The organism is Pseudomonas sp. VA159-2, from assembly GCF_024126635.1.
Lineage (GTDB): Bacteria > Pseudomonadota > Gammaproteobacteria > Pseudomonadales > Pseudomonadaceae > Aquipseudomonas > Aquipseudomonas muyukensis.
The window spans coordinates 1-13,672 of sequence record NZ_JAMYBV010000015.1 but is presented as its reverse complement, the minus strand read 5'-3'; the positions used below and the strand labels follow the sequence as shown (position 1 = coordinate 13,672).

The 13,672-nt window shown below is 66.4% G+C and carries 11 protein-coding genes; 6 read left to right on the top strand and 5 right to left on the bottom strand.

Features of this window, described 5'->3' with window-relative positions; all coding sequences use genetic code 11:
• Nucleotides 1-32: 32 nt before the first annotated feature.
• Nucleotides 33-1,526 carry an aldehyde dehydrogenase family protein gene (locus tag NJG22_RS15800; RefSeq protein WP_253095795.1) on the top strand — a complete coding sequence of 498 codons (1,494 nt, stop codon included), beginning with the start codon at nucleotides 33-35 and terminating at the stop codon, nucleotides 1,524-1,526.
• An 83-nt stretch (nucleotides 1,527-1,609) separates the two neighbouring features.
• Here NJG22_RS15800 and NJG22_RS15795 read toward each other — a convergent pair whose 3' ends face one another.
• On the bottom strand, nucleotides 1,610-3,526 hold the full coding sequence (locus NJG22_RS15795) for a sigma-54-dependent Fis family transcriptional regulator (RefSeq protein WP_253095793.1): 1,917 nt from the start codon (nucleotides 3,524-3,526) through the stop codon (nucleotides 1,610-1,612).
• A 155-nt stretch (nucleotides 3,527-3,681) separates the two neighbouring features.
• On the bottom strand, nucleotides 3,682-4,584 hold the full coding sequence (locus NJG22_RS15790; protein WP_253095791.1) for a helix-turn-helix domain-containing protein: 903 nt from the start codon (nucleotides 4,582-4,584) through the stop codon (nucleotides 3,682-3,684).
• A 163-nt stretch (nucleotides 4,585-4,747) separates the two neighbouring features.
• Here NJG22_RS15790 and NJG22_RS15785 point away from each other — a divergent pair, with 163 nt between their 5' ends.
• The 4 genes from NJG22_RS15785 (at nucleotide 4,748) to NJG22_RS15770 (ending at nucleotide 9,529) form a co-directional block, all read left to right on the top strand.
• Nucleotides 4,748-6,106, top strand: coding sequence for a glutamine synthetase family protein (locus NJG22_RS15785; RefSeq protein WP_253095790.1), 1,359 nt, complete (start codon nucleotides 4,748-4,750; stop codon nucleotides 6,104-6,106).
• A 141-nt stretch (nucleotides 6,107-6,247) separates the two neighbouring features.
• Entirely contained in the window at nucleotides 6,248-7,336 is a 1,089-nt protein-coding gene (locus tag NJG22_RS15780) for a polyamine ABC transporter substrate-binding protein (protein WP_253095788.1), read from the top strand.
• A gap of 13 nt (nucleotides 7,337-7,349) precedes the next feature.
• Complete coding sequence (locus NJG22_RS15775) at nucleotides 7,350-8,645, top strand: FAD-binding oxidoreductase (RefSeq protein ID WP_253095787.1); 1,296 nt, start codon at nucleotides 7,350-7,352, stop codon at nucleotides 8,643-8,645.
• A 191-nt stretch (nucleotides 8,646-8,836) separates the two neighbouring features.
• A complete protein-coding gene (locus tag NJG22_RS15770; RefSeq protein WP_253095785.1) occupies nucleotides 8,837-9,529 on the top strand; it encodes a DUF3313 domain-containing protein in 693 nt (230 codons plus the stop codon).
• 86 nt (nucleotides 9,530-9,615) lie between these two features.
• On the opposite strand, the gene NJG22_RS15765 is transcribed toward NJG22_RS15770, so the two are convergent.
• The gene (locus tag NJG22_RS15765) at nucleotides 9,616-10,890 is read right to left on the bottom strand and encodes a serine/threonine transporter (protein ID WP_253095974.1); all 1,275 of its coding nucleotides are present in this window, start codon (nucleotides 10,888-10,890) and stop codon (nucleotides 9,616-9,618) included.
• 138 nt (nucleotides 10,891-11,028) lie between these two features.
• Entirely contained in the window at nucleotides 11,029-12,405 is a 1,377-nt protein-coding gene (locus NJG22_RS15760; RefSeq protein WP_253095775.1) for an L-serine ammonia-lyase, read from the bottom strand.
• Between the two features lie 146 nt (nucleotides 12,406-12,551).
• On the opposite strand from NJG22_RS15760, the gene NJG22_RS15755 reads away from it, so the two are divergent.
• Nucleotides 12,552-13,487 (top strand): LysR substrate-binding domain-containing protein, encoded by a 936-nt coding sequence (locus tag NJG22_RS15755; protein ID WP_217847753.1) that lies wholly within the window; start codon nucleotides 12,552-12,554, stop codon nucleotides 13,485-13,487.
• Here the strand turns inward: NJG22_RS15755 and NJG22_RS15750 are convergent.
• Nucleotides 13,484-13,672 (bottom strand): hypothetical protein (locus tag NJG22_RS15750; RefSeq protein ID WP_253095772.1); only part of this gene is annotated, 189 nt, incomplete at its 5' end. The genes NJG22_RS15755 and NJG22_RS15750 overlap by 4 nt on opposite strands.

Sequence of the window (13,672 nt, the reverse complement as noted above, 5' to 3'; positions counted from 1 at the left end):
GCCACCACCCAAAAGCCAAGAGGCACCGTCTGATGAATACCGAACTGCCGATCCTTCCCGCTACCCGCGCCTTCCTAGAGCGCAAGCTGAAGATGCGTATCGGCGCTGAGTGGCAGGATGCCGCAAGTGGCCAGACCATGACCTTCCGTAACCCGGCCACCGGCGAAGTGCTTGGTGAAGTGCCCTCGGCCCAGGCCCAGGACGTGGACCGCGCGGTGCACGCCGCGCGCCAGGCCTTCGACGACTCGGCGTGGAGCCGCATGCGCCCCCGCGAACGACAGAACCTGCTGTGGCGCCTGGCCGACCTGATGGAGCGCGACGCCCAGCAGCTCGCCGAACTGGAGTGCCTGAACAACGGCAAGAGCGCCGTGGTGGCCAAGGTGATGGATGTACAGTTGGCTATCGACTTCCTGCGCTACATGGCCGGCTGGGCCACCAAGATCGAAGGCAGCACGGTGGAGCCGTCGATGCCGCTGATGCCCGACGGCGACTTCCACGCCTTCGTCCGCCGCGAAGCCGTGGGCGTGGTCGGCGCCATCGTCGCCTGGAACTTCCCGCTGCTGCTGGCCTGCTGGAAACTCGGCCCGGCCTTGGCCACTGGCTGCACCATGGTCCTCAAACCCGCTGACGAAACCCCGCTGAGCGTGCTCAAGCTCGCCGAGCTGGTGGATGAAGCCGGCTACCCGGCTGGGGTGCTCAACGTGGTCACCGGCACTGGCCTGAACGCCGGTGCGGCCCTCAGCCGCCACCCCGGCGTGGACAAGCTGACCTTCACCGGCTCCACCGAGGTCGGCAAGTTGATCGGCAAGGCAGCCATGGACAACATGACCCGTGTCACCCTGGAGCTGGGCGGCAAGTCGCCGACCATCGTCATGCCCGATGCCAACCTCCAGGAAGCCGCCGCCGGCGCCGCCATGGCGATCTTCTTCAACCAGGGCCAGGTGTGCTGCGCGGGCTCGCGCCTGTACGTGCACCGCAAGCACTTCGACAACGTGGTGGCCGATATCGCCGGCATCGCCAATGGCATGAAACTGGGCAACGGCCTCGACCCTTCGGTGCAGATGGGCCCGCTGATCTCGGCCAAGCAGCAGGATCGGGTCACAGGCTACATCAACCTGGGCCGCGAGCTGGGCGCGACCCTGGCCTGCGGCGGTGAAGGCTTCGGCCCGGGCTACTTCGTCAAGCCCACCGTGCTGGTGGATGTCGATCAGCGCCACCGCCTGGTGCAGGAGGAAATCTTCGGGCCGGTGCTGGTGGCCATGCCGTTCGATGACCTCGACGAAGTGGTGCGCCTGGCCAACGACAACCCCTATGGCCTGGGCGCGAGCATCTGGTCCAATGACCTGGCGGCGGTGCACCGCATGATCCCGCGGATCAAGTCCGGTTCGGTGTGGGTCAACTGCCACAGCGCCCTGGACCCGGCGCTGCCGTTCGGCGGCTACAAGATGTCGGGCGTGGGTCGCGAGATGGGCGCGGCGGCGATCGAGCATTACACCGAGCTCAAGGCGGTGATGATGAAGCTCTGACGGCCCGACCTCAAGCAAACCTGTAGACGCCAGCCTTGCTGGCGAACCAGGCTCGAGCAGGCGCGCGAACAGACGCCCCAGGCTCAGCCGCGCAAGTGCTTGAGCTTGCGGTACAGCGTCGCCCGGCTGATGCCCAGGGCCTCGGCGGCAGCCGAGACATTGCCCTGGTGCCGGGCCAGGGCGGCGCGGATCAATTCCAGTTCGTTGTCGCGCAGGCTGCCGGAGGGCGCCGCGCCGCTGGCCAGTTCGTCGAGCAGGCAATCGGTGAGGTGATCGAGGGTCAGCACCGTCTCGCCCTCCTCGCGCATGGCCAGGGCGGCACGCAGCACCATCTCCAGCTGGCGGATGTTGCCTGGCCAGTCGAAGCCTTCAAGCAGCGCGGCCAAGGGCGGGTCGAGGCGCACGCCACGGGCACCGAACTTATCCAGCAGCGCTTGGACGATCGGCGCCAGGTCGTCGCGCTCGCGCAACGCCGGCAGGCGCAGCGACACGCCGTTGACCCGGTAGTACAAGTCTTCGCGAAAACGCTGCTCGGCCACCAGGCGCTTGAGGTCGCGGTGGGTGGCGCAGATCAACGCCACGTCGATGTCTTGCTCGTCACCGGCCCCCAGCGGCGCGACCCGGCGCTCCTGCAGCACGCGCAACAGGCGGGCCTGCAAGGCCAGCGGCATGTCGCCGATCTCGTCGAGGAACAAGGTGCCGCCATGGGCCTGCAGCAGCCGCCCGACCATGCCGCCCCGGCGCGCCCCGGTGAAGGCACCGTCGCGGTAGCCGAACAGTTCCGACTCGATCAGGCCTTCGGGGATCGCCGCACAGTTGACCGCCACGAACGGCTTGTCGGCACGCGGGCCGGCCTGGTGCAGGGCGCGGGCGGTGACTTCCTTGCCGGTACCAGTCTCGCCCAGCAGCAACACCGGCAACCCGCCGGCCAGGCCTTGGCGCGCCATGCGCAAGGCCCGGGCCAGGCGCGCGTCGCCACCGGCCAGCGCCTCGAGGGCCTGGGCCTTGGCCGTCGACGCCGGCCGGGGCGGCGCCACCGCGCCCTTGAGTGTCGCTTGCAGCGGCACTTGCAGGGCCCGGAAGAAGAACTCGCCGCGGGCGGTCTGCGCCCTGCTCACCCCGCCCTGCCACAGGCGGGCGATGAAGCCCGGCGAGCGTTCGCCCAGCAGGTCACTGGCAGGCTGGCCGAGCAGGGCCTGGCGGCTTGCCCGCAGCAGTTGGCAGGCATTGTCGTTGGCGGCCAGCACCTCGCCGTCCAGGCTCAACGCCAGCAAGCCCTGCCAGGCGCTGGCCACGTACTGCGCACGGCTGTGGAAGGCCAGCACCAGGTGCTCGGCCTGTTGCAGCGCGAACAGCCGATTCTCGATCTGCCCGGCGGCCAGCAGCAGCGTCGACAGGCTGTCCTGGGGCTGGGCCATGACCCCTTCGCGCGTTACGTCGAGCACGCCGATCACCTCGCCGTGCGGGTCGCGTAGTGGCACCGAGGTACAGGAGAACGGGCTGAGCCGGTCGAGGTAGTGCTCGCCGCAGTTGATCAGGGTCGGTTGGCCTTCGACCACCGCCGTGCCAATCGCATTGGTGCCGCGCAGTGCCTCGCTCCAGCAACTGCCCGGGTGCAGATCGCGCAGGCCCTCGCGGGCTAGCACCTGCTGCTGGCCCTCGATGGCCAGCACATTGGCCTGGGCGTCGCCAAGGATGACGATGCCGCTATTGCCCTGGCGCTTGACCAGGTAATCCAGCTCCGGGGTGACGGCATCGATGAGCTGGCGGTTGTGCTCCAGCAGCGTGCGCAGGTCCGGGCCCTGCTCGGTACCGAGGCCCACCTGCTCGCCTTGCAGGCAGTCCAGGCCATGGCTGAGGCTGCGGCGCCAGGAGGCGTCGATCTCGTCACGCAGCATGCCCGAGGGCAGCTCGCCTTCATTGGCCAGTTTCAAGCGCACCAGGCGCGATTGCTGCACGGAGTCGCTGGCGTTGGGGGTCGAGGTGTTGGGTCGCGCCATTGGCATGCTCCAGCGGTGTCTCGTAGAGACGAGGCATCGAATTTTTCGGCAGTGTGCGTCAGAAATGGGTTGGCGTCATCTGGTGTTGGCGCTGAGCGGTGTCCGCCGTCAGCTATTCAGCGTGGATGAGACCGCGCCCCGGTTGTCTTCACGCGTCAAAAACCACGGCCCCGTCGCAGGGTCTCGCTCGGCAACTCGCGAAACAGCTGGCGATAACTCTCGGAGAACCGCCCCAGGTGCCAGAACGACCAGCGCATGGCCACCTCGGCCACCGTCACGTCGTCCTCGCGCAGCAGGTCGCGCCGCGCGCCATTGAGCCTGCGCAAGCGCAGCCAGTGCGCCGGCGGCAAACCGGTGAAGGCCTTGAACGCCTGCTGCAACTGGCGCAGCGAGACCCCGGCAACCTGGGCCAGTTCCAGCAGGTTGAGGGTTTCCTCCGGGCAATCGGCGGCCCATTCGCTGACCCGGCGCATGATCGCCCGCTCCTCGTCGCGCCGCCCCAGGGCCTGGCCTTGCAGGCGCTGGCCGGCGTTGTCGAGGATGAACAGGCAGTCCTCCAGCAGTTGCTCGGCCAGCACCCGCCCCTCCAGCGGGCGCTCAGCCTGGCCCAGGCGCGTCAGCGTGGCGCTCAGCCAGTTGCCGAACAGGGCGTTCTGCTGGCAGCTCAGCGGCACCATGAACAGCCCGCGCAAGCGCTCCAGGTCCAGGCCATGGCTGGCCAAAAACGGCTGCTCGAACACCACCGCCACCTCCTGGTAGTTCTCCGGGGTGATCCAGATATTGCGGCTGTCTTCGTTGAGCAGGTACAGGCTGTTCTCGCTGCGGTCGAAGCAGAACGCCAAGGCACCGCTCGGCGCCCGGAAAAACTGTTCGACCCGGGTGTTCAGGCGCTCTTCGTAGACCTCCACGCCCTCCAGCGCGAGCCAGCGCAACTGCCCGTTGAAATGCCCCGGGGACATCTGCCGGTACTGCTGCTGCCAACCCGGGGTGGCGCGGATCTGTTCGGTCACGTCGGTGGTCCGTAAATCCCGGACCTGCAAGGCGGTTGGCGTATTCACGCACGGTCCTATTGCACTCTTTTGGTGCATTCAGCGGCGAAGAAAGTGGATAGATCGCCCCGCGGGGCTGCGCCCAAGATAGCCCTCAGCGTCACCTGTGGGAAGTGCCCCACGGCACAGCACGCCTTGCGTCCCACCACAACAACCCAACCAAGAGGTCTGTATGAACGCCCCCTTCGATCAGCTGTCCACCTGGCTGAAAGAACACCGGATCACCGAAGTCGAATGCGTGATCAGCGACCTGACCGGCATCGCCCGCGGCAAGATCGCCCCGACCGCCAAGTTCCTCCACGAGCGCGGCATGCGCCTGCCTGAAAGCGTGCTGCTGCAGACCGTCACCGGCGACTACGTCGACGACGACATCTACTACAGCCTGCTCGACGCCGCCGACATCGACATGGTCTGCCGCCCCGACCCCACGGCGGTGTACCAGATCCCCTGGGCCATCGAACCGACCGCCATCGTCATCCACGACACCTTCGACAAGCAAGGCAAGCCGATCGAGCTGTCGCCGCGCAACGTGCTGAAAAAAGTGCTCAAACTGTATGCCGACCAGGGTTGGCAGCCGATCGTCGCGCCGGAGATGGAGTTCTACCTGACCCAGCGCTGCGAAGACCCGGACCTGCCGCTGCAGGTGCCAATGGGCCGTTCAGGCCGCGCCGAAAGCGGTCGACAGTCGTTCTCCATCGACGCGGCCAACGAATTCGACCCGCTGTTCGAAGACGTCTACGACTGGTGCGAGCTGCAAGGCCTGGACCTGGACACGCTGATCCACGAAGACGGCCCGGCGCAGATGGAGATCAACTTCCGCCACGGCGATGCCCTGGACCTGGCCGACCAGATCACCGTGTTCAAACGCACCCTGCGCGAGGCGGCGCTCAAGCACAACGTCGCCGCCACCTTCATGGCCAAGCCGATCACCGACGAACCGGGCAGCGCCATGCACCTGCACCAGAGCGTGATCGACATCGCCAGCGGCAGGCCAATCTTCGCCAACGCCGACGGCAGCATGAGCGAGTTGTTCCTGCACCACATCGGTGGCCTGCAGAAGTACATCCCCAAGCTGTTGCCGATGTTCGCGCCGAACGTCAACTCGTTCCGCCGCTTCCTGCCCGACACCTCGGCGCCGGTGAACGTCGAGTGGGGCGAGGAGAACCGCACCGCCGGGCTGCGCGTGCCGACCTCCAGCCCCGAGGCCATGCGCGTGGAAAACCGCCTGCCGGGCGCCGACGCCAACCCCTACCTGGCCATCGCCGCCAGCCTGTTGTGCGGCTACATCGGCATGGTCGAGCGCATCGAGCCGAGCGCGCCGGTGCAAGGCCGGGCCTACGAGCGGCGCAACCTGCGCCTGCCGATCACCATCGAGGACGCGCTGCAGCACATGGAAGACTGCCAGAAGGTGCGCGAGTACCTGGGGCAGCAATTCGTCCAGGGCTACGTCGCGGTCAAGCGTGCCGAGCATGAGAACTTCAAGCGGGTGATCAGCTCATGGGAGCGGGAGTTCCTGCTGCTCAGCGTCTGATCAATCACACATCGTGTGGGCGCGGGCCTGCCCCGCGACGAGGCCCTCAAGCCAATCGCGGGGCAAGCCCGCGCCCACGATGCCCCAGCACCGAGCCATCGTTAAGACCACGACCCAGAACAAGACCAACGAGGTGTCGACATGCGTCATCCGCAAGCCCTGCTTCCCGCAACCTTCGCCCTGCTGTTCGCCGCCACCGTCCAGGCCCAGCCGACGGTGAGCGTGTACAACTGGACCGACTACATCGGCGACACCACCCTCGCCGACTTCCAGGCCAGCAGCGGCATCAAGGTCATCTACGACGTGTTCGACTCCAACGAGACCCTGGAGGGCAAGCTGCTGGCCGGTCGCACCGGTTACGACGTGGTGGTGCCCTCCAACCATTTTCTCGCCCGCCAGGCTCAGGCCGGCGCGTTCCTGCCCCTGGACCGCGGCAAGCTGCCGAACTGGCAGCACCTGGACCCGAAGCTGCTCAAGCAGCTGGAGCAGAACGACCCCGGCAACCAGTACGCCGTGCCCTACCTGTGGGGCACCAACGGCATCGGCTACAACGTCGACAAGGTGAAAGCCGTGCTCGGCATCGACAAGGTCGACTCCTGGGCGGTGCTGTTCGAGCCCAAGAACTTGCAGAAGCTCAAGCAGTGCGGCGTGGCGTTCATGGACTCCCCCGACGAGCTGTTCCCGGCCATGCTCAACTACCTGGGCATGGACCCACGCAGCGAGAAGGCCGAAGACTACAAGAAGGCCGAGGCGCGGCTGCTGGCGCTGCGCCCGTACATCACCTACTTCCACTCCTCCAAGTACGTCTCGGACCTGGCCAACGGTGAAGTCTGCGTGGCCTTCGGCTACTCCGGCGACGTGTTCCAGGCGGCCCATCGCGCCGAGGAAGCCGGCAACGGGGTGAAAGTGGCCTACAGCATTCCCAAGGAAGGCAGCAACCTGTGGTTCGACCTGCTGGCCATCCCCAAGGATGCCAAGAACCCTGACCAGGCCCTGGCGTTCATCAACTACCTGCTCGACCCGAAGGTCATCGCCAAGGTCAGCGCCACGGTCGGCTACGCCAACGCCAACCCGGATGCCAAGGCCGACATGGACCCCAGCCTGGTCGACAACCCCGAGATCTACCCGCCCCAGGAGGTGCTGGACAAGTTGTATGTCTCGACCATGCCCAGCCCCGGGATCCTGCGGCAGATGACCCGCTCCTGGAGCAAGATCAAGTCCAACCGCTGAGCCGAGCCCGCCCATGCCACACATCAATGAACACACCGCCTCCTACTACGCCGCCAGCGCGCGCCAGGGCACGGTCTACCCCACGCTGGAGCAGGACCTGCAGGCCGATGTCTGCGTGGTCGGCGGCGGCCTGACCGGGGTCAACACCGCCCTGGAGCTGGCCGAGCGCGGCCTGTCGGTGATCCTGCTGGAGGCCCGGCGCATCGGCTGGGGTGCCAGTGGGCGCAACGGCGGCCAGCTGATCCGCGGCATCGGCCATGACGTCTCGGGCTTTGCCCGCCACGTGGGCCAGGAGGGCGTGCGCTACCTGCAGCAGGCCGGCATCGACTCGGTGGCGCTGGTGGCCCGACGCATCGAGCAGTACGCCATCCCGTGCGACCTGCGCTGGGGCTTCTGCGAGCTGGCCAATACCCCGGCGCAGTTCGCCGCCTTCGCCGCCGAACAGCGTGGCCTGGCCGAGCTGGGCTACCGCCATGAAACCCGCCTGGTGGACAAGGCGCGGCTGGATGAAATCGTCGCCAGCGACCTGTACGCCGGCGGTCTGGTGGACATGGGCTCGGGGCACCTGCACCCGCTCGACCTGGTGCAGGGCGAGGCCCGCGCTGCCAGCGCACAAGGCGCGCGCATCTTCGAGCAGAGCCCGGTCCTGCGCATCGAGCACGGCGCCAGCGTGACCCTGCACACCGCCCGCGGCAAGGTGCGCGCCGCACACCTGGTGCTCGGTTGCAACGCCCACCTCGACGAACTGGAGCCGCGCCTGAGCGGCAAGGTGCTGCCCGCCGGCAGCTACGTGGTGGCCACCGAGCCACTGCCCGAGCGCCTGGCGCGCAGCCTGATCCCGCAGAACATGGCGCTGTGCGACCAGAAAGTCGGCCTGGATTACTACCGCCTGACCGCCGACAATCGCCTGCTGTTCGGCGGCGCCTGCCATTATTCCGGGCGCGACCCCAGCGATATCGGCGCCTACATGCGGCCCAAGGTGCTCAAGGTGTTCCCGCAACTGGCCGAGGTGCGCCTGGACTACCAGTGGGGTGGCATGATCGGCATCACCGCCAACCGCTTCCCTCAGGTCGGGCGGCTGCGCCAGCACCCCAACGTGTTCTATGCCCAGGGTTACTCCGGGCATGGGCTCAACGTCACCCACTGGACGGCGAAACTGCTGGCCGAGGCCATCGCCACCCAGGCCAGTTACGGGCTGGATGTGTTCAGCAGCGTGCCGCACCTGACCTTCCCCGGCGGCAAGGCGTTGCGCTCGCCGCTGCTGGCCATGGGGATGTTGTGGTACCGGTTGCGCGAAGCGTTGGGGTGAGCGTTTGGGGAGCCGCGGTCGCTGCGATCACCTGTAGGAGCGGCCTCGTGTCGCGATAGGGCTGCACAGCAGCCCCGGCAATCTTGAATTGAAACGACCATCTGCGAAAAGTCGCAAAGACCTTCAAAGGGATGCTGCAACCGCTGGCCAACCGCCAACCACCTGCTAGCGTTGTTCTGGCCACTTCCCTCATGGAACCTTCGATCATGATGCAACTGTCTCGCACCACCCTGCTGTGCGCTGCCCTGCTGGCGCTGGTTGCCTGTTCCAGCAACCGCGTCGACCCCAAGGACTACTCCGGATTTCTCAAGGACTACAGCCGCCTGAAACCCGCCGAAAGCGTCTCCGGCGCGCCGGTGATGCGCTGGATCGACCCGGACATCAAGGCCAGCCAGTACACCAAGGTGTTCATCGAACCGAGCCAGTTCTATCCCAAGCCCCAGCCCACCGAAGTGATCTCGGCGCAGACCCTGCAAGAGATCACCCGCTACTTCAACGATGCGATGCGCCGGGAGCTGGGCAGCGTGCTGACCCTGGTCAAGGCCCCTGGGCCGAACACCATCGTGGTGCGCCCGGCGATCACTGCCGTGTCCACCAGCACCGAAGGCCTCAAGCCCTATGAAGTGATCCCTATCGCACTGGTCGCCGCCGCGGTCAACACCGCCGCCGGTGGTCGCGACCAGCAGGTGGACATCGCCGTGGAGGCGGCCTTCCTCGACGGTGCCAGCCAGAAGGTCGTGGCCCAGGTAGTGCGCAAGGGCAGCGGCAAGGAGCTGGAGAACAAGACCACCCAGTTGACCCTGAACGACGTCAAGCCGGTGCTCGACGGCTGGGCCAGCGACATGCGCCGCAGCTTCGTGGCCCTGCAACAGAAAGCCAAGTGAGTGTGCACAGCGCCTGAGCGGTAAAGCCCGCCCCCACGCCGTGATCATGGCGTGGGGGCGGGCTCGCCCGGCAATGCTTCAGCGCCTCAGGCGATGAAGCTGTAGACGATCGCCGACAGCGTGATCAAGCCGATCAGCACCACGAACACGTTCGACAGCTTGCCCGAGTACTGGCGCAGCGCCGGCACCTTGTGCACCGCGTACATCGGCATCAGGAACAGCAGGCAAGCGATCACCGGGCCACCCAGGCTCTCGATCAGCCCAAGGATGCTCGGGTTGAGGGTCGCCACCGCCCAGCAGGTCAGCACCATGAACAACGCCGTGACGCGCTCCAGGCGCTTGGCTGGCCAGGCCTTGCCACGCCCACGCAAGCTCTTGACGATCATGCCCTGGAAACCTTCGCTGGCACCGATGTAGTGGCCCAGGAACGACTTGGTGATCGCCACCAGGGCGATCAGCGGCGCGACGAAGGCGATCACCGGGGTCTGGAAGTGGTTGGCCAGGTACGACAGGATCGAGATGTTCTGCGCCTTGGCCGCGGCCAGGTCGCCGGGGCTCAGGGCCAGCACGCAGCTGAAGCAGAAGAACATCACCGTCAGCACCATCATCACGTGGGCGGTGGCCAGGGTGCGGCCGCTCTTGCGGTCGGCATCGCCACCGTAGCGGTGCTTCTGGTCGACGGCGAAGGCCGAGATGATCGGCGAGTGGTTGAACGAAAACACCATCACCGGAATCGCCAGCCACAGGGTCAGCAGCAGTTTCGAGGCGCTCAAGCCTTCGTTGGCCTGGGCGAAGAAGGCGCCGTTCCAGTTGGGGATCAGGCTCAGGGCCAGCAACAGCAACGAGGCGACGAAGGGATAGACCAGCACGCTCATGGCCTTGACGATAATCTGTTGGCCGCAGCGCACCACGATCATCAGCCCGCAGATCAGCAGCAGCGCGAGCAAGGCCCGCGGTGGCGGCTCGATGTGCAGTTGGTGCTCGAAGAAGCTGGTCAGGGTGTTGGTCAGCGCCACGCTGTAGACCAGCAGGATCGGGAAGATGGCAAAGAAGTACAGCAAGGTGATCAGCTTGCCGGCACCGGTGCCGAAGTGCTCTTCGACCACCTCGGTGATGTCTTCGTTGCCGCCCTTGCGCCCGGACAGCACGAAGCGGGTCAAGGCCCGATGGGCGAAGAAGGTCATGGGGAAGGCCAGCAGTGCCAGGATCAGCAATGGCCAGAAGCCCCCTACCCCGGCGTTGATCGGCAGGAACAGGGTGCCGGCGCCAATGGCCGTGCCATACAGGCCCAGGGCCCAGGTGGTGTCGTGACGGTTCCAGGTGCTCGAGCCCGCAGCCGGGGCAGCCGAATCCGCACGCATGCGCGTGGTGCTTTGTACATCAGTCATGGGTATCGCCTTGTAGTTGTTTTTGTCGCAGGTACAGCGGGTGTTGCAGGTTCAATCAGGGTTGTGGGACGGCTTCGTGGGAACCGCCCCGCACAGCAAAGCGCTTGTGGCTCAGCACTCGACGAAAGCGACGGCCAGGCCGCCGCGGGAGGTTTCCTTGTAGTTGGCGTGCATGTCGGCGCCGGTGTCGCGCATGGTGCGGATCACCCGGTCCAGGGAAATGAAGTGCTCGCCATCGCCGCGCAGGGCCATCTGCACGGCATTGATCGCCTTTACCGCGGCAATCGCGTTGCGTTCGATGCAGGGGATCTGCACCAGGCCGCCCACCGGGTCGCAGGTCAGCCCCAGGTTGTGCTCCAAGGCGATCTCGGCGGCGTTCTCCAGTTGCGGTGCAGTGGCGCCTAGCACCTCGGCCAAGCCGGCGGCGGCCATCGAGCAGGCCGAACCGACCTCGCCCTGGCAACCGACTTCGGCACCGGAAATCGAGGCGTTCTTCTTGCACAGGATGCCCACCGCGGCAGCGGCCAGCAGGAACGCCACCACATCGTCGTCGCAGGCACCGGGGTTGAATTTCATGTAGTAGTGCAGCACCGCCGGGATGATCCCTGCCGCCCCATTGGTGGGCGCGGTGACCATGCGCCCGCCAGCGGCGTTCTCTTCATTGACCGCCAGGGCGAACAGGTTGACCCACTCCATGGCGCTGAGGGTCGAACCGATCACGTTGGGCTTGCCCAGCTCCTGCAGGCTGCGGTGCAGGCGCGCGGCACGGCGCTTGACCTTGAGCCCTCCGGGCAGGATGCCCTCGTTGCGCAAGCCGTTGCTGACGCACTCGCCCATCGCCGCCCAGATCTTCAGCAGCCCTTCGCGCACTTCGCTTTCTGGCCGCCAGGCGCATTCGTTGGCCAGCATCAGCTGGCTGACGCTGAGGTTGTGGGCCTTGCACAGCGCCAGCAGCTCGGCGCCGCTGGAAAATTCGTAAGGCAGTTCGACCTGAGCGCCGCTGCCGTGCGGCGCATCGATCTCGCTGGCCTCAACGATGAAACCGCCACCGACCGAATAATAGGTCTGGCTGAACAGGCTGTCGTGGCCGGCGAAACTTTCGACGGTCATGGCATTGGGATGGTAGGCCAGGTTCTCGTCGAGCAGGCGCATGTCGCGGGCATACTGGAATTCGACCGGGTGGCTGCCATCGAGCAACAGGCTGTTCTCCTGCAGCAACTGGTCGATGCGCGGCTCGATGCTCTGCGGATCGATACGGTCGGGCCACTGGCCCATCAACCCCAGCAGGCAGGCGCGGTCGGTGGCATGGCCGACGCCGGTGGCCGACAGCGAACCGTACAGGCGCACCTCGACCCGCGTCACCCGGGCCAGCAGGCCGCGCTCGCGCAGGGCCTGGGCGAAGGTTGCGGTGGCGCGCATGGGGCCGACGGTGTGGGAGCTGGACGGGCCGATGCCAATCTTGAAAAGGTCGAAAACACTGATAGCCATGCTAATGCCTGGCCATGACGCGCAATAGAAACACGCCATGGCTCTCTGGAAAAATTGAACGGTATTACAAAGTTGCGCGATACTGCCGCGCTCAGGTCGGCTTGACCAACGAAACTTCCTACACAAGCCTTTAGCAGGACTAAACGATGAAAGGGCCACTCAATGGCCAGGTGTTCGTCTGGCTGCATGTGTTTTCCTGCGCCGCGCGGCACCTGTCGTTCACCCGCTGCGCCGAGGAGCTGCACATCACTCCCGGCGCGGTCAGCCAGCAGATGCGCCAGCTCGAGGAGCGCCTGGGCTTTCGCCTGTTCCTGCGCCGTGCCCGTGGGGTCGAGCTGTCGGCCGAGGGGCAGCGCCTGGCCCAGACCGTGGCCGAGGCCTACGGCAGCATCGAAGCCGAGCTGCTGCGCCTGGATGCCGGGGAGATCCGCGGCACCTTGCGCCTGCGCTCGATCCCCTCGTTCCTGGCCAAATGGCTGACGCCGCGCCTGCCGCGCTTCCAGCAGCGCTACCCGGACATCGAACTGCGCCTGGTGGCCGAGGACAGCAACCAGGCCCTGCATCCGGAGGACTTCGACCTGGCCATCGACCTCAACGATGGCAGCTACCCGGGCATGCTCTCCACCCCGCTGCTGGACGAGCAGATCTTCCCGGTGTGCTCCCCGGCGCTGCTGCGTGGGCGGCCGCCGCTGCATGGCCCGGCCGACCTGGCCCACTATCCGCTGCTGCACGACATCACAGCCTGGCGCGGCAGCTCGGAGTATGCGGAATGGGAGTTCTACCTCGAGGGTATCGGTGCCGCCGGGCTGGATGTGCGGCGTGGGCATACGTTCAACCGCAACCACCTGACCATCGAGGCGGCCATTGCCGGCATCGGCGTGGCCATCGCCCGGCGCACGCTGCTCAACGACGAGCTCGAGCGTGGCGCCTTGATCGTGCCGTTCGGCGTGCCGATCGCCAACCACAAGCGCTATGTGCTGCTATACCCGCCGGGAGGGCTGAACCAGCCAGGTGCACGGGCGGTGCATGACTGGCTGGTTGAAGAAGCGCAAGGATTCAGGTCGATGTGGGAACGCAGTTAACGGCAGATGCCGTTGCCGTTGCCGTTGCCGTTGCCGTTGCCGTTGCCGTTGCCGTTGCCGAACGAGAGGCTAGCGCCCAACCCAACGCGCGACAGCTGCGCCAGTGCAGGCGCCGCCCGTAACTTCGCGACTTCAGGAGGCCGAACGCAGGCCTTGCGTAGGGAGGTGACGGGCATGGATGCCCG

What these genes read in the sequence shown, in the direction of transcription:
- NJG22_RS15800 (WP_253095795.1), top strand. Translation starts at nt 33, where the DNA reads ATGAATACCGAACTGCCGATCCTTCCCGCTACCCGCGCCTTCCTAGAG.
- NJG22_RS15795 (WP_253095793.1), bottom strand. Translation starts at nt 3,526, where the DNA reads ATGGCGCGACCCAACACCTCGACCCCCAACGCCAGCGACTCCGTGCAG.
- NJG22_RS15785 (WP_253095790.1), top strand. Translation starts at nt 4,748, where the DNA reads ATGAACGCCCCCTTCGATCAGCTGTCCACCTGGCTGAAAGAACACCGG.
- NJG22_RS15780 (WP_253095788.1), top strand. Translation starts at nt 6,248, where the DNA reads ATGCGTCATCCGCAAGCCCTGCTTCCCGCAACCTTCGCCCTGCTGTTC.
- NJG22_RS15775 (WP_253095787.1), top strand. Translation starts at nt 7,350, where the DNA reads ATGCCACACATCAATGAACACACCGCCTCCTACTACGCCGCCAGCGCG.
- NJG22_RS15770 (WP_253095785.1), top strand. Translation starts at nt 8,837, where the DNA reads ATGGAACCTTCGATCATGATGCAACTGTCTCGCACCACCCTGCTGTGC.
- NJG22_RS15765 (WP_253095974.1), bottom strand. Translation starts at nt 10,890, where the DNA reads ATGCGTGCGGATTCGGCTGCCCCGGCTGCGGGCTCGAGCACCTGGAAC.
- NJG22_RS15760 (WP_253095775.1), bottom strand. Translation starts at nt 12,405, where the DNA reads ATGGCTATCAGTGTTTTCGACCTTTTCAAGATTGGCATCGGCCCGTCC.
- NJG22_RS15755 (WP_217847753.1), top strand. Translation starts at nt 12,552, where the DNA reads ATGAAAGGGCCACTCAATGGCCAGGTGTTCGTCTGGCTGCATGTGTTT.